This window comes from Streptomyces sp. NPDC041068 (genome assembly GCF_040647455.1).
Classification (GTDB): Bacteria; Actinomycetota; Actinomycetes; order Streptomycetales; family Streptomycetaceae; genus Streptomyces.
Genome location: NZ_JBEZCG010000012.1, coordinates 328,181 through 350,656 on the forward strand (window position 1 = coordinate 328,181; position 22,476 = coordinate 350,656).

The 22,476-nt window shown below is 71.1% G+C and carries 20 protein-coding genes and 2 pseudogenes; 16 read left to right on the forward strand and 6 right to left on the reverse strand.

What is annotated here, in order from left to right; translation table 11 throughout:
- Positions 1–55 precede the first annotated feature (55 nt).
- Positions 56–1,495: a UbiD family decarboxylase gene (locus AB0B50_RS28100; RefSeq protein WP_362337675.1), complete on the reverse strand. Its 1,440-nt coding sequence runs from the start codon at positions 1,493–1,495 to the stop codon at positions 56–58.
- 106 nt (positions 1,496–1,601) lie between these two features.
- Here AB0B50_RS28100 and AB0B50_RS28105 point away from each other — a divergent pair, with 106 nt between their 5' ends.
- From AB0B50_RS28105 to AB0B50_RS28120, 4 genes are all read left to right on the forward strand, one after another.
- On the forward strand, positions 1,602–2,483 hold the full coding sequence (locus AB0B50_RS28105; RefSeq protein WP_362337678.1) for a LysR family transcriptional regulator: 882 nt from the start codon (positions 1,602–1,604) through the stop codon (positions 2,481–2,483).
- 177 nt (positions 2,484–2,660) lie between these two features.
- Complete coding sequence (locus AB0B50_RS28110; protein WP_362337681.1) at positions 2,661–4,190, forward strand: MFS transporter; 1,530 nt, start codon at positions 2,661–2,663, stop codon at positions 4,188–4,190.
- A gap of 150 nt (positions 4,191–4,340) precedes the next feature.
- Entirely contained in the window at positions 4,341–5,966 is a 1,626-nt protein-coding gene (locus AB0B50_RS28115; RefSeq protein ID WP_362337684.1) for an AMP-binding protein, read from the forward strand.
- Between the two features lie 84 nt (positions 5,967–6,050).
- A complete protein-coding gene (locus tag AB0B50_RS28120; RefSeq protein ID WP_362337687.1) occupies positions 6,051–6,278 on the forward strand; it encodes a hypothetical protein in 228 nt (75 codons plus the stop codon).
- A 75-nt stretch (positions 6,279–6,353) separates the two neighbouring features.
- On the opposite strand, the gene AB0B50_RS28125 is transcribed toward AB0B50_RS28120, so the two are convergent.
- On the reverse strand, positions 6,354–9,209 hold the full coding sequence (locus AB0B50_RS28125; RefSeq protein WP_362337690.1) for an ABC transporter substrate-binding protein: 2,856 nt from the start codon (positions 9,207–9,209) through the stop codon (positions 6,354–6,356).
- A gap of 381 nt (positions 9,210–9,590) precedes the next feature.
- Here AB0B50_RS28125 and AB0B50_RS28130 point away from each other — a divergent pair, with 381 nt between their 5' ends.
- The 8 genes and pseudogenes from AB0B50_RS28130 (at position 9,591) to AB0B50_RS28165 (ending at position 15,992) form a co-directional block, all read left to right on the forward strand.
- Positions 9,591–9,725 (forward strand): hypothetical protein, encoded by a 135-nt coding sequence (locus AB0B50_RS28130; RefSeq protein WP_362337693.1) that lies wholly within the window; start codon positions 9,591–9,593, stop codon positions 9,723–9,725.
- 87 nt (positions 9,726–9,812) lie between these two features.
- Positions 9,813–10,139: a hypothetical protein gene (locus AB0B50_RS28135; RefSeq protein WP_362337696.1), complete on the forward strand. Its 327-nt coding sequence runs from the start codon at positions 9,813–9,815 to the stop codon at positions 10,137–10,139.
- A gap of 164 nt (positions 10,140–10,303) precedes the next feature.
- Positions 10,304–12,121 (forward strand): serine/threonine-protein kinase, encoded by a 1,818-nt coding sequence (locus tag AB0B50_RS28140; protein ID WP_362337699.1) that lies wholly within the window; start codon positions 10,304–10,306, stop codon positions 12,119–12,121.
- A gap of 422 nt (positions 12,122–12,543) precedes the next feature.
- The gene (locus AB0B50_RS28145) at positions 12,544–13,428 is read left to right on the forward strand and encodes a glycosyltransferase (RefSeq protein ID WP_362337702.1); all 885 of its coding nucleotides are present in this window, start codon (positions 12,544–12,546) and stop codon (positions 13,426–13,428) included.
- 245 nt (positions 13,429–13,673) lie between these two features.
- Positions 13,674–13,922: pseudogene (locus AB0B50_RS28150) on the forward strand (phosphotransferase); the annotation flags it as partial.
- Between the two features lie 144 nt (positions 13,923–14,066).
- Positions 14,067–14,852 (forward strand): DeoR/GlpR family DNA-binding transcription regulator, encoded by a 786-nt coding sequence (locus AB0B50_RS28155; RefSeq protein ID WP_362337705.1) that lies wholly within the window; start codon positions 14,067–14,069, stop codon positions 14,850–14,852.
- Between the two features lie 118 nt (positions 14,853–14,970).
- Complete coding sequence (locus tag AB0B50_RS28160) at positions 14,971–15,327, forward strand: DUF4406 domain-containing protein (protein WP_362337708.1); 357 nt, start codon at positions 14,971–14,973, stop codon at positions 15,325–15,327.
- Positions 15,324–15,992, forward strand: coding sequence for an NUDIX domain-containing protein (locus AB0B50_RS28165; RefSeq protein ID WP_362337711.1), 669 nt, complete (start codon positions 15,324–15,326; stop codon positions 15,990–15,992). Before AB0B50_RS28160 ends, AB0B50_RS28165 begins: the two co-directional genes overlap by 4 nt.
- A gap of 45 nt (positions 15,993–16,037) precedes the next feature.
- Here AB0B50_RS28165 and AB0B50_RS28170 read toward each other — a convergent pair.
- Positions 16,038–16,745: pseudogene (locus tag AB0B50_RS28170) on the reverse strand (LysR family substrate-binding domain-containing protein); the annotation flags it as partial.
- A gap of 97 nt (positions 16,746–16,842) precedes the next feature.
- Here AB0B50_RS28170 and AB0B50_RS28175 point away from each other — a divergent pair.
- The gene (locus AB0B50_RS28175; RefSeq protein WP_362337714.1) at positions 16,843–17,190 is read left to right on the forward strand and encodes a DoxX family protein; all 348 of its coding nucleotides are present in this window, start codon (positions 16,843–16,845) and stop codon (positions 17,188–17,190) included.
- Positions 17,191–17,204: 14 nt separating this feature from the next.
- Here AB0B50_RS28175 and AB0B50_RS28180 read toward each other — a convergent pair whose 3' ends face one another.
- On the reverse strand, positions 17,205–18,101 hold the full coding sequence (locus AB0B50_RS28180; protein WP_362337717.1) for a LysR family transcriptional regulator: 897 nt from the start codon (positions 18,099–18,101) through the stop codon (positions 17,205–17,207).
- A gap of 72 nt (positions 18,102–18,173) precedes the next feature.
- Between AB0B50_RS28180 and AB0B50_RS28185 the strand changes: the two genes are divergently transcribed.
- Positions 18,174–18,563 (forward strand): RidA family protein, encoded by a 390-nt coding sequence (locus AB0B50_RS28185; RefSeq protein ID WP_362337720.1) that lies wholly within the window; start codon positions 18,174–18,176, stop codon positions 18,561–18,563.
- Positions 18,564–18,714: 151 nt separating this feature from the next.
- Positions 18,715–18,960, forward strand: a complete 246-nt coding sequence (locus AB0B50_RS28190) for a hypothetical protein (RefSeq protein WP_362337723.1) — start codon at positions 18,715–18,717, stop codon at positions 18,958–18,960.
- Here the strand turns inward: AB0B50_RS28190 and AB0B50_RS28195 are convergent.
- Complete coding sequence (locus tag AB0B50_RS28195) at positions 18,957–19,172, reverse strand: hypothetical protein (RefSeq protein WP_362337726.1); 216 nt, start codon at positions 19,170–19,172, stop codon at positions 18,957–18,959. The two genes, AB0B50_RS28190 and AB0B50_RS28195, sit on opposite strands and share 4 nt — an antisense overlap.
- 122 nt (positions 19,173–19,294) lie before the next feature.
- The gene (locus tag AB0B50_RS28200) at positions 19,295–20,512 is read right to left on the reverse strand and encodes an alpha/beta hydrolase (RefSeq protein ID WP_362337729.1); all 1,218 of its coding nucleotides are present in this window, start codon (positions 20,510–20,512) and stop codon (positions 19,295–19,297) included.
- A gap of 185 nt (positions 20,513–20,697) precedes the next feature.
- Here AB0B50_RS28200 and AB0B50_RS28205 point away from each other — a divergent pair, with 185 nt between their 5' ends.
- The gene (locus AB0B50_RS28205; protein WP_362337732.1) at positions 20,698–22,464 is read left to right on the forward strand and encodes an immunity 49 family protein; all 1,767 of its coding nucleotides are present in this window, start codon (positions 20,698–20,700) and stop codon (positions 22,462–22,464) included.
- Positions 22,465–22,476 lie beyond the last annotated feature (12 nt).

Below are 22,476 nucleotides of genomic sequence, written 5' to 3' on the forward strand. Positions count from 1 at the left end.
CTGTCTTCTCTCTCCGCGGGGCCGGGTGTCCCCGCGGGCCTCTCCACGGACCGGTTCACAGGGGCAGCAGCCCGCTCCACCGGTCACGGACCTGCGCGCGGTAGGGCTCGTCGAAGCGGTTGGACGGGGCGAACTGCTCCTTCCACGCATAGGGTTTGCACGCGTCGATCAGGACGATGCCCATGGTGCGGTCGCCGCTCTCGCGCTGGTGCGGGGACAGGCGCGGGTCGATGTCGCTCGTGGTGGAGCGGATGGTGTGCAGGGAGGTGGCCGGGTCGACACGCGTGCAGATCGCCCACATCACGTGGTTGAGGTCGGTGACGTCGATGTCCTCGTCGACGACGACGAAGTAGCGCTCCATGCCGCCGCTGCGACGCCGTCCGGCCGCGGCGACGAGCGCCGCCATGGCGTCCTGCGGGCCGGTCTGCTCGATCGATACGACGATCATCAACTGGCGGGCGAAGGCCCAGACACCACGGATGTTCCGCACACCGGAGGCCTGCAGATGGTCCCAGGTGAGGCTCGCCGAGTAGAGCGGCACGGCCTGGTCGCCCGCCGTGATGGTGGGGATCATCGGGGGAGCACCCAGGATGATGGGGTCGTCGCGGTGCATGATCCGCTGTACGCGTACGACGGTCTCGGGGCCGGAGTGCGTGTAGTACCCGGTCCATTCGCCGAACGGGCCTTCGTGGGCCGACTCCTCCTCCACGGGCGGCATCTCGCCCTGGATGACGATCTCGGCGTGGGCCGGGATCGGCAGATCGCTGCCCGGGGCCCGCACGACCTCGACGGGCGCCCCGCGCAACCCGCCGGCCAGGTCGTACTCCGAGATGCCGTAGGGAGCCGCCATGGCCGCGGCCGTGGTCAGCACCGGATCGCATCCGACCACCACGGCAATGGGACAACTCTCCCCGCGCGCCCAGTACTTGGCGGCGATCTCCCGGGCGTGCCGGTTGCCCAGCATCCACAGCGACAGACGGTCCCTGCCCTGCACACAGGCCCGGTAGGTGCCGACGTTCACCCAGCCGGTATCGGGATCACGCGTGATGACCATGCAGGCGGTGCCGATGTAGCGCCCGCCGTCGCCTTCGTGCCAGCGCGGGGTGGGAAACAGCGTGAGATCCACGTCCGCGCCTTCGAGGACGTTCTCGAAGACGGTCGCGTCCTCGACCTCCTGGGGCGGGACGGCATCCAGGTTCTTGATGCCGTCCTTCCAGGCCTGCACGATCTCCAGTTTCGAGGCATCTGCGTCGAGGCCCAGAGCCACCGCGCAACGCGCCGCCGTACCCATGTAGTTGGTGAACACCCGGAAACCTGAAGGGTGGCCGGGAATGTCGTCGAAGAGCAAGGCGGGGCCTTCCTTCTCCGCGGAAAGCTCGGTGACGCATCCGATTTCCAGATCCCACTGCGCGCCGGAAACGGTACGTACGTCGTCCTCGTGGATTTCCCGCTTCAAGTGGCCGATGTAATCGCGCAGATCGCGGAATCGAGACATGGAAATGCCTTGCCCTTCGGATGTTCGGTCGGTGCGTCTCAAGAATGCGCCCGAAGGGCGGGGCAAGTAAAAGTACTGAATCTACTCCGAGTTAGAATCCGAGGTTATGGAACTGCGGCAGTTGAAGTATCTGGTCACCGTGATCGAGGAAGCGAGCTTCACGCACGCCGCGTCCCGTCTGCACGTCACACAGCCCGGAGTGAGCGCGCAGATCAAGGAGTTGGAGAGGGAAGTGGGGGAGCGGCTGCTCGACCGGCAGGGGCGCACCGTGCGCCCCACCGCGGCCGGTGAGGCGCTGCTCCCCTATGCGCGGGCCGCCCTGGAGGCCGTCGAAGGGGCCCGCGCCGTCGTCGGTGAACTCACCGGCCTGATCCGCGGCCAGGCTCGGTTCGGCACCGTCACCTCGATGACACCGGTCGACCTGTCCGACCTCTTCGCGGCGTTCCACGCATGCCATCCGGGCGTCGCGCTCTCCCTCACGGAGGCCCCCGCCGACCACCTGCTCCAAGGACTGCGGGCCGGCCGCCTGGACGCGGTGATCGTCGGCTCCGTCCCGCTGCCCTCCGACACCGGGACGCAGGTGATCGCCGACGAAGCCCTGGTCGCCGCGGTCCCGCCCGGTGACCCGCTCGCCGAGCGCGCGGAGATCACGCCCGACGCCCTGCGCACCCGCCCGCTGATCTGCCTGCCGCGGGGCACGGGTCTGCGCACGTGCGCAGACGAGGTGTGCACGGCCGCGGGCTTCCGGCCGAACGTCGCCTTCGAGACCGGGGACCCGGACATGGCGGCCCGCTTCGCCCGCCACGGCCTGGGCGTCGCCCTGCTCGCGGAGGCCACCGCCCGCAGGCACGAACCCCATGTGCGGACGCTCACCTTCGCCCACGCGCCGCGCGCCCGCCTCCTGCTGGCCTGGCGGGGCGAAGGGCCGACGAGCCCGGCGGCCCGCGCCCTGATCCGGCACGCCCGCGCCGCGCTCCCCGACCTGTGACCCGCGTTCCCCGACCTGTGCCCCGGGTGGCCCGCCCGGCAGCGGGCGGCACTCGAACAGCGCGCGTCACTCAAATGCGGCGTAGAGCTGCCGTACGGGCGAAGGTGCGGATAAGTGGTGGGTGAGCTCTGTCGTCATTCCCCGGGCCCATGGGCCTCCGAGAGGGTGAGGTGCCCCATGCCGCACGGAGCCCCGCACGAAGGCCCGGTCGCCGGGGAGCCCCCGATGCCCAAGAGCGGGCGGTGGGCGATGCTCGCCGTCCTGTGCGCCAGCCTCCTGCTGGTCGCCATGGACGCCACGATCCTCAACGTCGCCCTGCCGTCCCTCATCGACGACATGCGCCCCAGCGCCCTGGCGCAGCTGTGGATCATCGACATCTACGGCCTGGTCCTCGGCGGTCTGCTCGTCGCCACCGGCGCCATCGGCGACCGCTACGGCCGCAAGCGCCTGTTCGTCATCGGCTTCGTCCTCTTCGGCGTCGCCTCCGTGGTGGCCGCGACCGCGACGACATCCGGTCAACTCATCGCCGGGCGCGTGCTGTTGGGCATCGGTGGAGCCATGGTGATGCCCAGCACACTCTCCCTGATCAGAAACATCTTCGAGGACCCGCGGGAACGCACCCTGGCCATCGGCATCTGGGCCGCCGTCGCCGGGGCGGGCGCGGCCGTCGGGCCCCTGATCGGCGGTGCGCTCGTCGGCGCGTACGGCTGGTCGGCGGCCTTCTGGGTCAACGTGCCCGTCGTCGTGATCACCGTGATCGCGGCCGTCCGTCTCCTGCCCGAGTTCAAGGCCGCCGGAAGCGGTCCGCCGGACTGGCCGAGCGCCGTCCTGTCCGTGCTCGGCGTCGTGTCGTTGGCCTGGGGCGTCAAGCACGTGGCCAAGGGCAGCCTGGCCGTCGGCGACATCCTCGTCCTCCTGCTGGGCATCGCCGTGCTCGCGCTGTTCGCACGCCGTCAACTGGGGCTCGCCGACCCGCTCCTGGACGTACGCCTCTTCGCGAACCGTGCCTTCACGGCCGCCGCCCTCGCCACGCTCATGGCCATGCTCGCCATCGGAGCGGCCCTGTTCCTGATCTCCCTGTGGCTCCAGTACGTCCACGGGTACTCGCCGTTCGCCGCGGGCCTGCGCACGCTCCCCGCGGCCCTCGCCACGCTCGCGGGCTCCCTGCTCGCGCCCCGCCTCATGGAGCGCGTCGGGGTCCGCGCGGTGATGGCGCTCGGTCTCACCGGGCTTTTCGTGGGGTTCCTCGTCCTCGCCCTGTCGCCCGAGCCCACCACCTATCCGTACGTCGCCGTCGTCCTCGTCGCCATCGGCCTGGGCGACGGCCTCGCCATCACCGCGTCCGCCGCGACGCTGGTCTCGGCGGTCCCCGCCGAGCGGGCCGGGCAGGCGGGCGCGGTCTCCGAGACCAACTACGAACTCGGCGTCGGCCTGGGCGTCGCGATGCTCGGCTCCCTGCACGGAGCGGTGTACGCCAACCGCATGGCCGGCGAACCCGCCGCCGCGCGCGACTCGATCGGCGGCGCCTACGAGAAGTCCCGGGCGCTCGGCGGCGCGGAGGGCGAGCGGTTGATGGAGACGGCCCGCGGAGCCTTCGACAGCGCGCTGACCACCACGGCGTACGTCTCGGTCGCCATTGTCGCGGCCGTCACGCTGCTCGTCGTACGGCTGGTGCCGCGGGGGTTCAGGGCGGGTTCGGCGCACTGAGGCCTCACCGCGCCCGGCCGCCCCGCTTTGCGGACGGAGTATGAAGATTCAACTGTCCTTGCCGGTGGGGGCATGGTACTCCGTCAGGTGGTGGCCGAATGTTGGCCCCTACAAGTACACGGCTCCTGAGTGGCATGTTTGCATGTGTCCATGATCATTAACGAACAGCAGACAACCGAGCCGCGGACGTACGTGGACCGCATCCTGGGGCAGTGGGACAAGGACGAGGACGTCGAGGCACTCGTCCAAGGCACACAGCGGCTGACCCGGGGAGAGGCTCGGCAGCGGCTGTTCCGTCTGGGCCACGCGCTGCGCCGCCAGGGACTCGCGCCCGGCGACGGAGTGGGACTCTTCCTGGCCAACCGCGTGGACTCCGTCCTGGTGCAGCTCGCGGTCCATCTCATCGGCTGCCGCGTCGTGTTCCTGCCGCCCGAACCGGGCCCCGGCGAGCTCGCCGCCCTGGTCGAGCAGTCCCGGGCACGCGCCGTGGTCACCGACCCGCTCTTCGCGCGGCGGGCCGCCGACGCCGCCGGGCGCAGCGTCCACGCCCCCGTGCTGCTCGGCCTCGGGCCCTGCGAGGAGGAGTGTGCCGACCTGCTGGCCCTGGCGGACGAGTGCCCGGCGGAGCGCCCCGACGGCGTGCCCGCCCCGGCGGCGGACGAAGCCGTCACCGTCCTCTACACCGGCGGCACCCTGGGCCGCCCCAAGCTGGCCGCACACACCCACCGGCTCTACAACGTGCTGGTGGACCTGATCGATGACGCCCCGCAGGACCCCGACTTCACGGGCTTCTTCCCGACCATGGACCCGGGCACGGACCGGGTGCTCGTCTCCACGCTGCTCACCCACGGCAGCGGCCACCTCACCTCGCTCCAGGCGCTGGTGACAGGGTCCGCCCTCGTCGTGCTGCCCGAGTTCGAGGCGGGCGCCGCGCTGGAGGCGCTGCGCGAGGAGCGGATCACCGCCACCATGTTCGTCCCCCCGATGCTGTACGCGCTCCTCGACCACCCGGAGTGCGTGCCGGGCGCCCTGCCCGCGCTGCGCCGGATCGTCGTCGGCGGCGCGGCCTCCTCGCCCAGCCGCCTGCAGCAGACGGTCGAGGTCTTCGGTCCGGTGCTCAGCCAGGGCTACGGACAGTCGGAGGCGCTCGGCATCGCCGCGTTCGACGCGGAGGAGCTCGTCGAGAAGGGAGCCGAGCGGCCCGAGCTCTGGCGCAGCTGCGGCCGCGCGATAGCCGACACCGAGATCGAGATACGTGGCGAGGGCAGCACGGCGGCGCTGCCGGTGCGGCAGGTCGGCGAGGTGTGCGTCCGGGGCGAGACGGTGATGCTCGGCTACTACGAGGACCCGGAGCGCACCGCGGAGGCACTGCGGGGCGGCTGGCTGCGCACCGGGGACATGGGCTACCTCGACGCCGAGGGCTACCTCTACCTCGTCGACCGGGCCAAGGACATCATCGTCACCGGCAGCACCAGCGACAACGTCTACTCCCGGGTCCTCGAGGACTTCCTGCTCACGCTCCCGGGAGTGCGCAACGCGGCGGCGCTCGGTGTCCCGGACGAGCAGTACGGGGAGGCCGTCCAGATCTTCCTGGCCACGGCCGAGGGCGCCGACGTCGACCCGGACGCGGTCGGCGCCGCGGTGACCGCCGAGCTGGGAGAGCTGTACACGCCCCGGAAGACGATCCTCCTCGACGCGCTGCCGACGACGAAGGTCGGCAAGGTGGACAAGAAGGCCCTGCGCGCCGCGTGGGTGCCCACGCCTGCCGCGAGCTGACCCCGCCGAGATGCCGCCAATCCGGCCGGGCGACCGCTACGAACCCCCTGCGACCAAGAGCCCATGGGCAGTAGGGAGTTACTCATGAAGCGGAACACCACCACCTCGGGTCGCAGGCGGGTCAAGAGGTTCGCCGCGGCACTCGCCGCCGTCGGCGCCCTCGTGGGCGGCGGGCTCGCCATGGCGGCCCCGGCGAGCGCGGACACCTTCTGCGGAGCGACGGGGGACGGCGGCTTCGGGTGTGTGATCGACCAGGGGGACGGAACGTTCAAGATGGTCAACAGCAACGGGGACATCGTCTACAACTGGTGACCTGACGACGGGCGGACCACGACCGGCTCCTGCCGGTGTGCGTCCGCCCGTCCGCGTACCGAAATCAGTCCGAACTCACCCGCGTACGTACGAGTTGATCGGCGAGAGCCCGGTCAGATCGACCTGCAGGCCGCGCAGCGCCGGTGAATACAGGTAGGTGCGCCGCGGCACGTACACCGGTACCGCCGCCGCCTGCTCCATCACCAGGCGGTTGACCTCGGACCACAGCTTGCCCGCCTCCTTGAGGTCCGCCGCGGCGTTCGCCGCGTCGATCGCCCGGTTCACCTTCTTGTCGTTGAGGCGGCTGTAATTGCTGGACGTCTCGGCGGAGTTGCGCCCGTCGAAGTAGTCGGGCAGGTAGGTGGAGGCGGTGGGCATGCCGCCGCCGACGGCCATGCGGAACATGTCGTACTTGCCGCGCGCCGCGTCGCTCCAGAAGGTGGTGGCCGGTACCTGCTTGACCGTCACCTTGAACCCGGCCTGCTCCAGGCCCGCCCGCACGGCTTCCGCGCGCTCCTTGTCCATTCTGGTCTCCGGGTGGGCGAGGGTGAGGCGGTAACCCATCTCGTCCGCCTCCTGGAGGAGCAGCCGGGCAGCCTGGGGGTCGCCGTTCTTGCCCGAGTGATGGACGTCGAAGTCGTGGGACCCGCGCACCCCCGGCGGCATCAGGTGAGAGATCGGACGGCCGTTCCCACCGCTCGCCTTGAGGACCTGGTCGCCGGGAAGCGCGGTGGCGATGGCCTTGCGTACGCCGAGGTTCTTCACCCTGGCCGTGTTGATGACGTACGACTGCGCGTACCAGGTGGGGAACTCGACGGACTTCGCGCTGCCCGCCGGACCTCCCATGATGCCGGCCGGATCGTCGGTGCCGGTGAAGGTCATGAACGCCTCGCCTGCGGGCGCCGAGCCGATGCGGTGCCGGATCTCCTGGAGCTGCAGGCCGGTCTGGATCCGGTAGCCGTCGGGGTACGCGCTGCGCACCGGGTCGGTTTCCTTGCGCCAGTTGGGGTTGCGGGTGAGGGTGAGGTTCCTGGCGTCGGTGGTGTCGCTGATCTGGTACGGACCGGTGGACGGCACGGGCTCGGAACGGTCGGACCCGCCGGTGGTCCCCTCCGGGAGCGGCGCTCCCGTCGGTCCCGCGAGGGCGACGTTGAAGTCCCGGTGGACGCCTGCGAGATGGAAGACGATCGTGCGGTCGTCCGGCGTCTCGATCGCGCCCTTCCTCGGGGACTTGGCGTCGGCACCCTTGGGGCCGTACAGGAACGTGCGCAGGGTCCGGTCGCCGGTGGCCAGCTCCGGCCTGAGGGTGCGCTCGATGGCGTACCGGAAATCCTTGGAGCGCACGGGCGTTCCGTCGTTGTACTTGAGCCCGCTCTTCAGCCTGAACGTCCAGTCGCGGCCGTTGGTCGTGCGCCCCGCGCCCTCGGAGAGGTCGCCGACGACCTTCACCGAACCGCCGGGTTCGGTCTTGAACGTGGTGAGTCCGCGGTGCACGAGGCGGGCGAGCTGGTGATCGGCGCTTGCGGGCCACATCAGGCCGGGGTCGAGCGAGGTGAACTCCTGCGGTTCGAGGACGGTGATCCTGCCTCCCTTGCGGGCGCCCTTGACGGCGGGGGCGGGGCCCTTGGACTCGGCCAGGGTGCCGAGGGTGAGGCCCTGCGTCATGGACTGGGTGACCCCGTCGCTCAGGACGTCGCCGCCGTCGTGAGAACTGCCGTTCCCCTGCCCCTTGGAGTCGTCCCGGCCGTCCTCCGACCCGTCGCCGAACGGATTGAAGATCGTGAGGGCGGTCACCAGCGCGCCCGCGGCCACCGCCACGACCGCACTCGTGCTCCAGACCTTCGCCCGTGACCTGTCGGCCGGGCCGGAGGGGCTCACGAAGGTGACGGGGGAGGGGACTTGGTCGTACGGGGACGGGCCGGTGGCCGGGGGCGTCGACGCTGCGGGGGCCGATGGTGCGGGGGCCGACGGCGTGGGAGCCGCGGTTGCGGCCGTCGGCGGGGCCTGCGGCATCGGGGGAAGCGGCGGCGCGAGGTTGTAGGAGGTGGGGGAGGCGGGCGTGGGCCGCGACGGGGCAGGGGCGCTCGGGTTGCGTGCGCCCAGGGCCTCCAGGGCGTCCCCAGCCTCCTTCGCGTCCGGCCGGTCGCCGGGCTGCTTGGCCAGCATCCGGCCGACCAGGTCGTCCCACTCGGGGGCGAGGTCCGGGCGGCGGGCCGACGGTCGGTCCGGGGTCTCGTACACATGGCCGTGCATCAGGGCGGCGGCGGAGTCCGCGTCGAACGGCGGTGTGCCCGTGAGGAGTTCGTGCACCATGCAGCCCAGCGAGTACACGTCGCAGCGGCCGTCGTGCGCGCCCCGCGTGAAGCGCTCCGGCGCCATGTAGTGCAGGGTGCCCACCGGAGCGTCGGCCGTGCCGGTCAGATATCCGGCCGTGGCGGTGGCGTCGAGGAACTTGGCGATGCCGAAGTCGAGGACCTTGACCGTGCCCTCGTCCGTCACCATCACGTTCGCCGGCTTGATGTCCCGGTGGACGATGCCCGCCCGGTGCGCGGTGGCCAGGGCCCGGCAGACCTGCGCGGAGATCACGGCGACCCGCTCGGGCGCCAGGGGCCCCGTCTCCAGGATCAACTCCCTTACGGTGCGCCCGGACAGCAGTGGCATCACCAGATACGGGACGCCGTCCGCGGACCCGTGGTCGAAGACCGGCACGATGTACGAGCTGTCGAGGGCCGCCGCGGCCCGTGCCTCGCGGACGAACATGGCGAGGAAGCGCTCCGCCTCGTCCGGTGTCGTTCCGCGCGGCGTGCTCAGGACCTTGACGGCGACGCGCCGCCGCAGCCGCGAGTCCTCGGCCCGCCACACCTCGCCCATGCCGCCCGCGCCGATGCGCTCCCCGAGCGTGTACCGGCCGTCCAGGACCGTGCCCTGCATCCTCGCCTCCCCCGTCGACAGGGCTTCCTCGCCTGTCGTTGATCCTCAACCTACCGTCGGGAGGCGGGGGTTGTTCGCGCAGGGGCTTGTGCGGGGGCTTGTGCGGGGTTCGCGCGGGGCCCGGCGGCCGAGCATGTGCGGGCGAACCCAGCGAGGTCCCGGCCGCGTACGGCATGGTGCACAGTGCTCCGGCGGTCCCGCGGCGGATGCTGATGCCTCCCTGTGGAGGAGAGGCCCGTGAGTGATCCCGACCCCTGAGTGCCGCCGAGGCCGACGTCTGTCTCGGTAGGTGCCGCAGGGACCGTTGGCGCCGCAGGCACCGTTGGCTCCGGAGGTGAGGCCGTTCCGGCCCCCGGGGTCATCGGCATCGGACTCGCCGCGGTGCTGATGTTCGCGCTCGCCCAGGGATCGTGGCAGTGGTTCGCCACGTTCATCGGGGTGACGCTCCTCGCGGTGATGAACGCCTTCCAGCGACGGGCGCGGTGGACTCCGGACATCCGCTCGGCATACCTGTGAGGCCTGGTCGCGTACGCACTGGTCATCGGCCTGTGCACGGCCATCGCACTCGCACCCCTGCTGCAGCGCGAGGCCTGGCTGCTCCCGATGCCGGACACACGCGACACGTGCGGGCGGATGGGCCGCTACGAGGCGCTTCGGGCGAAGGCCGAGCTGGGGAACCTGGGCGGCAGCGACGGCGCCGCCCTCGCGTACGCGCAGGAGGTCCGGGCCGACGAGGCCGTCGCCGATCGTCTGTCGGCCACGACGACTCTGTGGCTGCCGGTGTACGGGCTGGGGGTGGCGGTGCTGGTGGGGACGGCCGCGTGGTTCCGGGACCGGTTCCAGTCCCGGTCCCAGTCCCGGTCCCGGTCCCAGTCCCAGTCCCAGTCCCAGTCCCGGGACCGAGCCGGGGTCCGGCCGCTGGGCCGCTGAGGATATCGGGAGAAATCCCCATGATCCATACCATGAAGTTCACCCACCGTGATCGGCATTGAAGCCACGACATAGGCTGCTGCCGTGGTCGACCCGGGGGTTGACCAGGGGATCAGCGCATTCATGGGGACTCAGGGGATTTGGACAGCAGGGGGGAGCGGTCGATGACCGAGGCGAGCGCGGTGTTCCAGCCGCTGCAGGCGGACGATCCGTCCGTGGTGGCCGGCTACCGTCTGGCCGCCCGGCTGGGCGCGGGCGGCATGGGCCGGGTCTACCTGTCGCACACCCAGGGCGGCAGGGCGGTGGCGATCAAGGTCGTACGCCCCGAGCTGGCCGACGACCCCGCCTTCCGGCGCCGTTTCCGCCGGGAGATGGAGGCCGCGCGGCGGGTCAGGGGCGCGTACACCGCCGAGCTGATCGACGGCGACGCGGACGGCGCACCGCCCTGGCTGGCCACGCTGTACGTACCCGGTCCCTCCTTGGCGGAGGCCGTCGGCCTGCGCGGTCCCCTGCCGGTGCCCGCGGTGCTCTGGCTGGTGGCGGGGATCGCCGAGGCACTGCAGGCCATCCATGGCGCGGGGGTCGTCCACCGCGACCTGAAGCCGTCGAACGTCCTGCTCTCCTCCGACGGGCCGCGCGTCATCGACTTCGGCATCTCGCTGGCCTCCGGCGTCAGTTCGTACACCGCCACGGGGGCCGCCGTCGGCACGCCCCAGTTCATGGCTCCCGAGCAGGCGACCGGCGGTTCGGTCACGGAGGCGACCGACGTCTTCGCGCTGGGCCAGACCGCGGCGTTCGCGGTGCTCGGCGAGTCGCTGTACGGGGACGGCCCCGCGGTCAGCGTGCTGTACCGGATCGTCCACTCCGACCCCGACCTGTCCGTGCTGCCCGAGCAGCTGCGCCCCCTCATCGCGCGGTGCATGGCCGCCGACCCGGCGGAGCGGGCCACTCTGGCGGAGATCGTCGAGTGGTGCCGTCAGCGGCTGGGCGGCGCGGCGGACGCGGGAGCGGGGCCGGCCGTCTGGCGGGAGGCCATGGGCCCGGAGGTGACGGTCCCGCCCCCGGTCCCCGAGCCCACCCCGGCGTACCCGATGCCGGTGCCCACGCAGTTCCTGCCGACGGGTCAGCACCCGGTGGGCCAGCACCCTGCGGGAACGTATCCAGCGGGTCAGTATCCGGTGGGCCGGCACCCAGCAGGCCCGCATCCGGCAGGCCTGTTTCCCGCAGGCCTGCATCCGACGGCCCCGGACGGCTCGCCGTCGCGAAGACGCCGTACCAAGCTGGCCGTCGCCGCGGGAGCGACGGCGGGCGTACTGGTGCTCACGGCGCTGGCATGGACGGTGGCGGACGCGACGAGCCTCTTCCGAGGCCGAGGCAAGGACGAGGCATCGGGAACCCACCGGAGCGGGTCGACCGAGCCGTCGGCGCCGTCGGCGGGCTCCGACTCGGCGTCGGAGTCGAAGTCCGGTGGCAAGAAGTCGGACGAGTCATCCGCCGACGACTCTGCCTCCGACTCCGACTCCGACTCCGGCTCGGACTCCGACGAAGGATCAAAGAAAGGCTCGGGAAAGTCCGGTTCTCCTGCCGACGCCCTGAATTCGACGCAGGGTGAGCCCTACCCCGGCCAGTGGCTGGACGCGAAGAACTCGCTCAGCCTCAGGGAGCCGGCCCAGCGCGAGGACCGCAAGGGGGACATCCGTTTCACCTGCGCGCATGACGCGGGCTGCGCGTTGGAGAGCGACACCAGCGTGCTCCACCTGCGGTACGCCAAGCCGGGCGCCGACCTCGACACATGCCGCTTCGAACTCACCGGCGCGAAGGAACACCGCCTCCCGCTGGCCGCGGCGGCGGCAGGCAGCGAGATCTGCGTCAAGCACCGCAACGGAGACATAGCCCTGCTCTCGCTCCAGGTGAAGTCGACCGCGATGCCTGATATCGCCTTCCTGACCACGGACATGACGGTGTGGCGACGGGCGGACTAGGGATCCTCCGGGCGGACGTGTCCGGCGCCGTCGCCCAGGGCCTCCTCGGCGCCGGGTGAGCGTGCGGTTGATGCCGATGCGGTGACCGAGCACGGCACCTTCGCCGACAAACGCGTGCGTCACCTCGCAGTTGAACCCCACGGCGGCACCCGCGCCGATGACGTAGCCGTCACGGACCGTGGTGAATTCCCAGCCCCGAGCGCTCGGCCTGATGATGACGTCGTCACCGACCAGCGCGGTGGGGTGAATGTGGGCGCTGGGGTGGATGCGGTTGGGGGCAGGGGGGCGGCTAGAGGTAGTCGCCAAGGAGAAGCGGGCGGATGGCATCGAGTGCTCATTCGAACGGGACCTGGACGGTCAGAGGCCGAGCGGTGAACAGCTAGGCTCACTTTCTCCGTCGCCGTCGAGAGGGAGTCCGTGCTGTGGAGCTGCCGCGCCTTGGGGTCGTGATCGTGACCATGGGCAACCGGCCGCGCGAGGTCGACGAGCTGCTTGCGTCGGTGGCCAAGCAGGACGTGCCGCCCGCGCGCATCGTGATCGTCGGCAACGGGTCGCCGCTGCCGGACTTTCCGGGCCTGCCCGGCGAGGTGACGGTCATCGAGAACGAGGAGAACCTGGGTTGCCCCGGCGGCCGCAACACCGGCATCGCCAGGCTCCGGGAGTTCGGTGACATCGACGTCGTGGTCGAGCTGGACGACGACGGCCTCCTCGTCCAGGACGACGTCTTTCGACGGATCCGTGATCTTTTCACCGCCGACCCGGGCTTGGGCATCGTCGGCTTCCGGATCGCCGACGAACACGGTGAGACCGCCCGCCGTCACATCCCGCGCCTGCGCGCGAAGGACCCCATGCGGCGCGGCCTGGTGACCGCGTTCCTCGGCGGCGGACACGCCTTCGCGATGCCGATGCTGGACCGGATCGGCGACTGGCCAGCGGAGTTCTTCTTCACCCATGAGGAGACCGACCTGGCCTGGCGGGCCCTGGACGACGGATGGAAGATCCTCTACGAGCCGGAACTGCTGCTGCGGCACCCCAAGACCTCCCCGGCCCGGCACGCGGTCTACTACCGGATGACCGCCCGCAACCGGGTCTGGCTGGCCCGCCGTCATCTGCCTGCCCTCCTCGTGCCGGTGTACCTGGGGGTGTGGATCCTGCTCACGCTCGCCCGGACCCGCTCGGCGGCCGGACTGAAGGCGTGGGCCGGAGGATTCGCCGAGGGGCTGCGCACTCCGTGCGGAAGGCGTCGGCCGATGCGGTGGCGGACCGTGTTCCGTATGACGCGCCTCGGCCGTCCCCCGGTGATCTGAGGGCCTACGCGGCGGTCGGGGAGTCGCGGAGCCGGCCCAGGATCGCCTGCGGTGTGCGCGTCTCACCGATCCACCGTATGACCTCGGGATCGGCGTTCACGGCAGTCACGGGCATTCTGGTTCATCAACTGGCGTGCCTCCATCCTCATCAGTGCCGTGGCGAAATGCGTTCGCCGGGGCGGTAGTTGGAGCGGTTGGATGCGTGGGGCGACTCCGATCCGCCGAAGTGCCCAGAGGGCACACCCGTGAGCATCCGTACGACGCACCGCGCTCTGCTGAGCCGTCTGCTGCCCGACGACGAACCGGACGACCTCGCGGTACGGCAGGGGCAGTTCCGCATCGTGGTGATCGGCTCGGACCGTGTCGTGTGCCTGCCCCGCACTCGGGCCGCGGCCGCCCGGCTGCCCGCGCGGGCAGCCGTCCTGGACGCACTCGCCGGGCTCGGCCTCGGCCTCGGCCCTGCAGCAAGCCCTCTACGCCCCCTCCGTGACGGCGACGAAGAAGAGCTCGCGGACGGCCTGGCCGACTACCGCTGAGGTGCATTCAGAGGTGCATTCACAGGACTGGCGAGCTCCTACTGCGTCTCCGTAGGTCACAGGATGGTGTGCGTTCGAACATCTCTGTGTTAGAAATGAGCCATGGGTGTAGCCAATCGTTTGGACCTGACCCTGCGGCTGGTGCAGGGCTCCGACCGGATTTCCGTGTCGGAGCTCTCCCAGCGCCTGGGTGTCTCCGAGATGACCGTCCGCCGTGATCTCGACACGCTCGAGCGCCGAGGTCTCGTGCGGCGTGTGCACGGCGGTGCCGTGGCCGTCCGCCCGCCCGAAGGGGGCGAGGGCTTCGACGCCCGGGAGTCGTGGCAGGCCGCGACCAAGGACCGGCTCGGCGCGGCCGTCGCCGCGCTCGTGGAACCCGGTTCCCGCGTACTCCTTGACGCGGGGACCACCACCGCGCACGTGGCCGAACACCTGGCCGCCCGGGCTCCGTTGACCGTCGCCGTGCTGAGCCTGCAGGCGGCGGTACGGCTGGCCGACCGGCCCGACATCGAGCTGCTCGTCATCGGCGGGCGCTCACGTCAGGGCGAGCGTTCCCTGGTGGGGCCGCTGGCCCTGCGCGCCCTGGAGTCGCTGGCCTTCGACTGCTTCGTGATGTCCATCGGCGGTGTCCACGCCGAGCACGGCTGGTCGGAGTTCTCGCTGGACGACGCGGCCGTCAAACAGGTCGGCCTCGCCCAGGCCGCCCGCACCATCGCGGTCGCCGACGCCACCAAGCTCGGCGTCCGCGCCTTCAGCCAGGTCGCCCCGCTCGGCGCCGTCGATTGCTTCGTCACGGACGCGGCCGCCGACGACGAGGCCACCCACCCCAACGGCCCGCAGTCCCTGAGGGCCTTGCGGAAGGCGGGCGTCGAGACCCTCCTGGTCTGACTCGTCCAACTGGTTTGACGTCACGTCACCTTCGCTTCAAGGAAGTGCTCTTGTGGAAACCCCTGCCCCTGGCCGAACCACCGACCCGAACCAAACCCCCGCCCCCGACCACTCGTTGATGATCCTCGTCGCAGGCCCCTACCGCTCGGGCACAGGCGACGACCCCCGCAAGCTCGAAGCGAACGTCAGAGCAATGAACGACGTCGCGCTGCGGCTGTTCCGCGCCGGTCATCTCGGCGTCACGGGGGAGGCCCTGGCACTGCCCCTGCTGGAGGCGGCGGGAAGCGCCGGCCCCGGCGACACCGCGTACGAAGAGATCTTCCACCCCGTGGCCGAACAACTCCTCGCCCGTTGCGACGCGGTCCTGCGCATCGGTGGCCCCTCCGAAGGCGCGGACCTGATGGTCACCCGGGCCCGCGCACGCGGCAAGGCCGTCTACACGAGCCTCGACGACGTACCGGCCGCCGCCCGATGACCGCGGGCATCGACACCCCGGACCGCCGGGGGCGCACGCAACTCGACCAGCACGGCCGCGACGTGACCGGCAACCCGCGCGTACGCATCCATGACGTGGAGGTGCTGTCCTGCGACTGGTACGTCCTGCGCAAGACCACGTTCGACTACCAGCACTCCGACGGCCACTGGAGCCGTGAGCAGCGCGAGACGTACGACCGCGGTGACGGCGCCACGATCCTGCTCCACGACACGGACCGCCAAAGCGTCCTGCTGACACGGCAGTTCAGGCTGCCCGCCTACGTCAACCAACACCCCGACGGCATGCTCGTCGAAACCGCAGCGGGCCTGCTGGACGGCGACAGCCCCGAGGAGGCCATCCGCAGGGAGGCGGCCGAGGAGACGGGTCACACGGTCGGCACCCCGGAGCGCGTCTTCGACGTCTACATGAGCCCTGGCTCGGTCACCGAACGTCTCCACTTCTTCGCGGCCCCCTACGGGCCGGGCACCGCCACCTCCGCGCCCGGCGGCATCGCGGCGGAAGGCGAGGACATCGCCGCGGTGGAACTGCCCTTCCGTAAGGCACTCGCGATGATCCGCAGCGGCGAGATCGCCGACGCGAAGACCATCATGCTGCTCCAATGGGCGGCGCTGGACGGCCCGTTCAGGCACATCCGGGCCGACTGACGGCAGGCTGCGGCTCCCGGGCGCGGTGGTGATCCCGCTGTCCGGTCAGACGGCGGTGCCCTGGTCGAGACCGCCGCGCAGACAGCAGCGTACGAAGTCCTGGACGACCGGGTTGTCGTCGTCGCCCGGGGCCCAGGCGACCGCGAGCCGACTGGGACTGACGCCGCTGACCGGGCGGTAGGTGATGCCGGGGCGGGCGTAGAAGCGAGCGGACGACGCGGGGGCCAGCGCGATCCCGTAACCACTGGCGATGGCGCTGAGCCAGTCGTCGGGCTGGTCGGTGACGGCGCCGACGCGGACCGGGTGCCCGTCGCGCTCGTCGGCGGCCAGCCAGTAGTCGCGCCACGCGCCGGTCTCGGGCGGCGCCGCCACGAACGGCTCGCACAGCTCCCGGAAGACGATGGCATCGCGCGAGGCGAGCGGGTGGTCGGAGGGCAGGACGACCCACCGCGGCTCGGTGGACAGCACCTCGACGCGCAGCTGCTCCTCGCCGGGGAAGGGCGGGCGCAGCAGGGCCACGTCGACATTGACGTCGGCGAGCCCGGCCGTCGGGTCGGACCAGCTGGCCTGCCGCATGTCCGCCCGCCACCCGGGGCGAAGGCGGGTGAACTCGGCGACGATGCCGGGCGTCGCCTCGTTCGCGGCGCCGGCCAGGAACCCGACGCGCAGCACACGGTCGGCCCGGCTCGCCGCGCTCTTGGTCTCCCGCAGCGTCGCGTCCTACTCGGCCAGGAGCCCCGGCACGCGTTCCGCTCCGCCAGGTTAGAGAAGCTGGTATTGGACGCAAGGTGGGAGGAGGACGAGGCTGGGTGACAGGGGAGCCGACACTTTTCGGGCAAGGGAGGGGCGCGTGCACACCGCGTACCTGATCGTCACCGCCATCACGATCCTGGCCAACGCAGGGATCGTCGCCGCCGACGTGGCGAAGGCGAAGTTCGTCCTGGACAACTCGGCCGAGGTGAACCTGCCGAGTTCCTGGATCCCGTGGCTGGCCGCGCTCAAGGCGGCAGGGGCCCTGGGCCTGTTGCTCGGTCTCGTGGGGTACCGCCCGCTGGGCGTGGCCGCCGCGACGGGCCTGGTGCTGTTCTACGTGGGCGCCGTCGCGGCGCACGTCCGGGCCCGCGTCTTCTACAACATCGCTTTCCCCGGTGCCTTCTTGGCGCTGGCGGTGGCCTCGCTGGTCCTGGCCGCGGCTTGAGCGCGGATCTTGGCCTACGATCCCTGGCTGACGGCCGCCAAGAGGTTCGCGACCAGCGGGTCCGGATCGTTCGCTCGCCAGGCGACGGCGACCCGCGTGCGAGCGGTGTCGGGCCGGATCTCGCGGAAGGCGACGCCGTGGAGACGGATGCGCCGGATGCTGGCCGGGGCCAGCGAGACACCGAGCCCGGCGCCGACCAGCCCGCAGACGGTCTGCCACTCCACGGCATGCTGGGCGACCCGGAGGGTGAACCCCGCCGAGGAGCACAGCCCGGAGATCTGGTCGTACAGCCGAGGTCCCACCGCACGCGGCAGGAGCACGAATGACTCGTCCGCCAACTGCTCCACGCGTACGGTGCGTTGGGTGGTGAGGGGATGGGCGGACGGCAGGACGGCCACGAAGCGTTCCGTGAGCACGGTCTCGAAGCGAAGCTCCGAATCGTCGGCGGGCGGCTCGCGCACCAGCCCGACGTCGATGCTCTGTTCACGCAGGGCGGCGAGCTGCGGGGCGGTCGTCATCTCATGGATGTCCAGTTGTACGTCGGGGAATTGGTGCCGATACGTACGCAGCAGGCCGGGCAGCACGGTCAGGGCGAGCGAGGCGGCGAAGCCGATCCGCAGACGCCCCGCGCGCCCACTCCCGACGGCGCGAGCCGCGGTGAGCCCGTCCGCAAGGCCGGTCAGGACTCGCTGGGCGGCGGGCAACAGCTCACGCCCCGCCGCGGTGAGAGTGACGGTTCCTGGCGCACGGTGGAACAACAAGTGCCCCACTTTCTCTTCAAGCCGGCGGATCTGCTGACTCAGCGGGGGCTGCGCGATGCCCAGGCGGGCGGCGGCCCGGCCGAAGTGGAGTTCCTCGGCGAGCACGACGAAGGCGTGCAACTGGGGGAGGGGAAGTTCGGGACGCTCCATACGCACAGAGATATCACTCCATCCCATTCGGCGTATTAGACGTATCCCCCCTGCTCACATAGCGTGCGCCGCATGACAGAGCGACGTGTGATCCTCAGCGGTTCGACGTTCGAGGAGCGGATCGGCTATGCCCGTGCCGTGGTCGACGGCGACTGGGTGCATGTGTCCGGGACGACCGGCTTCGACTACACCGCCATGACGATCTCCGACGACGTGGTGGAACAGGCGGAGCAGTGCCTGCGCAACATCGAGGCCGCGTTGACCGAGGCGGACTGCACCTTCGACGACGTGGTGCGGGTGCGGTACATGCTGACGGACAGGGCGGACTTCGAGCCCTGCTGGCCGGCACTGCGCCAGGCCTTCGGCAAGGTCCGGCCGGCCGCCACGATGCTCGTGTGCGGCCTGGCCGACGCCCGCATGAAGATCGAGATCGAGGCGTACGCGCGACGGCCCGCCGACTGACCTGTTCGACCGCGATGCCGAGGACCGCCGTAGGCCGCCCTGGCTCCTCACTCCGAGGTCCAGCACGCCGAGCGCATGAAGCTGAGCGCATGAATGGGACTTCGGGTGCCGCCGAGGCGCGCGCGGCACGCAGAGAGCCGGAGGTGGTGGCATGAACGTCGTGCGCCGTCACGGCGGCGTCGTCCACCGGCCCGCATCCCCGGCGACTCCGGCAATCCACCGGCTGCTGCGGCACATCCACGACGAGGGCTTCCGCGGCGCGCCGGAGCCGCGGGGCTTCGATGCCGATGGCGATGAGATGCTCACCTTCCTCGACTTCCTCGGCTTCCTCGGCTTCCTCGACGTCCTCGACGGTGAGGTGCACACCGCGCTCACTCCGGAGCCGCGTACGCCCTAACTCCGCATCTCTGTCGCCGAGTTACTGAGGGCCCTGCGCGACGCCACCGTCAGGTTCAGGCCGCGTCCCGACGATGCCTGGCTGTTTCCGGTCCGGCGGCCGGCCGAGGTCATCGCGCCGTTCCCGGCCGGCTGCCGGCCCTCGTCGATCTCATGCGCGACCGGGCCGCGCAGGGCAACGCGGCATTCCAGCAGCACATCGCGGACGGCCACATCGACCCCTGTACGAGGCGGACATCCGCTGTGTGCTGCCCATCGCGACGACCTGCGCGCCGCCTTCGACCAGAGCGTTCCTCGGCCGGTCAGAGCCTCCCTCCAGTCGGTCAGAGCCTCCCTCAGTGGTGCCGGAACGTGATCTCCGGATTGCCCGGCGTCGGTCCGTCGAGCAGTGGCTGCGGGACGCCGCGCAGATGCTGCTCGTAGAACGCCGCGACGTACGAGCGAGTGATCTGCTCGGAGCGTTCGCCGGACAGGGGGGCCTCGGGGTCGGTGTAGCCGACCTGGTCCGCCAGGACGGGCAGGTCGGTGAAGGTGAAGTGGCCCGAGCCCTTGACCGTGAGCCAGCGCTTCCAGCCGTCCAGGCCCTGCCAGGTCTCGTCCCAGTTCACGCCGTCCTCGACGCCCGGCGTGTGCTGGACCTCGGTGCCCAGCATCAGGAAGGGGCGGCCCTTGAGGCCCGCCGGCTTCGTGTGGAAGCTGCCGTCCATGTTCAGTCCTGCCCGCACCCGCGGGTCCGTGGTCATCGTGGCGAGGGCGGCGGCGCCGCCGATGGAGTGGCCGCCCGCCCCGATCCGCTCGGCGTCGATCATGCCGGAGTGCCGCCAGGTGGCCTTGCGGCCGGTCAACTGGTCGAGTACGTAGGAGAGATCCTTGGCCCGGCCTTCGGTGACGACCTTGCCCATCCCGGGCTTCGAGGTGGCCTCGCAGGCCTCGCAGGCCTCGCAGGTGAGGATCCGGCCGCCGGGGAAGGCCGCGCCGGTGGACTCGTAGGCATGGTCGACCGTGGCGACGACGAAGCCGCGGCTCGCCAGGTCCTCGGCGAGGTGGGCCAGCGTGGAGCGGGGCGCGGTGAAGCCGGGGGAGAGCACGACCAGCGGGAACCGTCCGTGTGCGGGCTTGGCTCCGGCGCGGGCGAAGGCTCGGGTCTCGGCGTAGGTGGCCGCGGGGATCTCCTTGTCGAGATCCCACCGCTCCAGCAGGAGTTGGGCCTCCTTCTCGGAGGTGTACGCCGTCGGATGCCCGCTCCCCTTGCGCCCGGGGTAGTACATGGACACCATCAGCTCGCGCGCGCCCGCCGAGGGCACCCAGGGGTCCTTGCGGCTCTTGTCGACGAGGTGCAGCGTGTCGCGTCCGACGGTGAACGGGCCCGTGGGGCGAGGGAGTTGGAGACGAGCCGAAGCCTTCTCGCTCGCCGAAACGGCGTCCGTGCCGTTCGGGGTCGCGGCGGAAGCGGCCGCCGTCCCCGCGACCGGGAGGGACAGGGCGAGCGCCGCGACGGTGGCGAGGGCGGCGCGTCCACGCAGGGTGGGCAGGGGCTTTCGGGTGCTGTTCATGTCACGTCACGCTAGGTGAGGGGGAGTTGACGGCGCGTCGGACCACGGTCTGACGTGTACCAGACCGTAGGGGGACGGAACCGTCAGCTCACGGTAGGAGACGGGATACGGCCACAGCGGCGGATTCTCTCCGTAGAGGAGGACCTGGCGATCTCGGCCCCGCATCCGCTCCGTAGAGTCACCGCGTGAACGAACACCACGCGCCCGACCCGCACCTCCCGATGCTGACCTTTCCCCAGGCCGAACGCCTGCGGGGCCTGACAGTCGACCACTTCCTCGCCCGCCACGGGATACGCCCGCAGGTCGAGGGCGACGCCGTGCTGTGGAACGGCCATCGCAATCCGCTCCCGAACCTGGCGCACAAATGCCGCGCCGTCGCCGAGGAGTACTGGCCCCAGGTGGTCCAGCAGCACTTCACCACGCTGGAGAACGCTTCCCAGGGCGGGGAGAGCGTGCAGGAACTGCTCGACCGGTCCTTCCCTCGCCTCCTGCCCGACGACGCCTTCCCCGGCGAGATGGCGAACAGCTTCCGCTACGCGCGGCCCGTGGCCGAAGGGCTGCTCCTGGCCTTCGCACTCGACACCCCCTCCTCGGTCCGCATGCTCACCGACCGCGATGTGGAGAGCGTCGGCCTGGAACGGCTGTGGGCGGCGGCCCGGGAGAACCTCCTCCGCGAACCGGCCGAGCACGCCGAGGTGACGGGACCGCAGGGCGCGCGGCTGCACTCCGTCCACGGCGACTCGTACTTCGTGGCGAGCAAGGCGCTCGTACTGCCCGAACTGGTCCGTGCGACCACCGGCCGCGAACTGCCGGAAGCCGGTGCGCTCGTGGCCCTGCCGCGCAGGAACCTGCTGGCGTTCCACCCGATCGCCGACGGCACGGTGGTCGACGCGGTCAACGACCTGGGCGGATACGCTTTCGGCGGCTATGAGGACGGAGCGGGCGCGCTCTCGCCCCGTCTGTACTGGTGGCACCAGGGACGGCTGACCTCGCTCACCGTCATCGACCACGAGACCCGCTCCTTCTCGGTGGTCCCGCCGCCCGAGCTGATGGACATCATGAAGCGGCTGCACGGTGCGAGTGCCGTGCCAGGACCGGACGCCGGGCCCGCGCAGAGCCCCGCTGCCGCAGACGTGGCGGAACTGGCCCGCACCGCCACGGCCGAGGACATCGCCCGGCTCGTCAGGGAACCGGCCGGGCTCGGCCACGCCTTCGTGGTGACGAAGGAGCTGAGCCACGCCCGCTTCGCGAACGACCCCGACGGCGGCAGCCTGGAGACGTGGGAGGCGTGGGTGTGGGCGATGCAGACCGGCTCGGCACTGTTCGCCGCCGCGACCGCCCCGCAGGACACGGTCGAGTGCCGCGTCGCGGACCACGCACTGCACCTGCCCGCCACCGGCCCCGTGCCCGCGGCGGACGCCCGCGCCTGGCTCGACGCGTTCTACCTCGCGGTCGTCGGCCGCGAACAGGACCGGCTGATCCGGCTCTGCCACGTACCCATGGACGATCTGCGCAAGGCCGCACCCGTCGACGAGTACGTCTTCCACTGGATCGAGACGCTGCGCGGCTACTGGCTCAGGCGCCCCATGGACGACGTCGTCCAGCACCTCATCGCCACCATGGAGACCTCCCACCCCCACGTGGCGACCCGCACGCCCGGCGACTTCCTCAACCTCGTCGACTACCAGCCGATCGCGCTCTTCCACCGCCTGATCGCGGGCGACCGCGAGGCCTTCGCGCAGACGCTGGCGGAAGCCCTCGCCCACCACGAGCGCTACTGGAGCGACAAGACCGACGCCAACGGCGCCACACCGCCCCTGAGCCGCGTGGCCCTCGGCCCCCTCGCGATCGCGTCCATCGCGTACGACGCGGACTTCCCCATGGACACGACGTCGCCGTATCTGCCGAAGCATCTGCTCCACCGTGACTGGCTGGGGGAGTTCGACACGTAGGCCCGGTGGCGC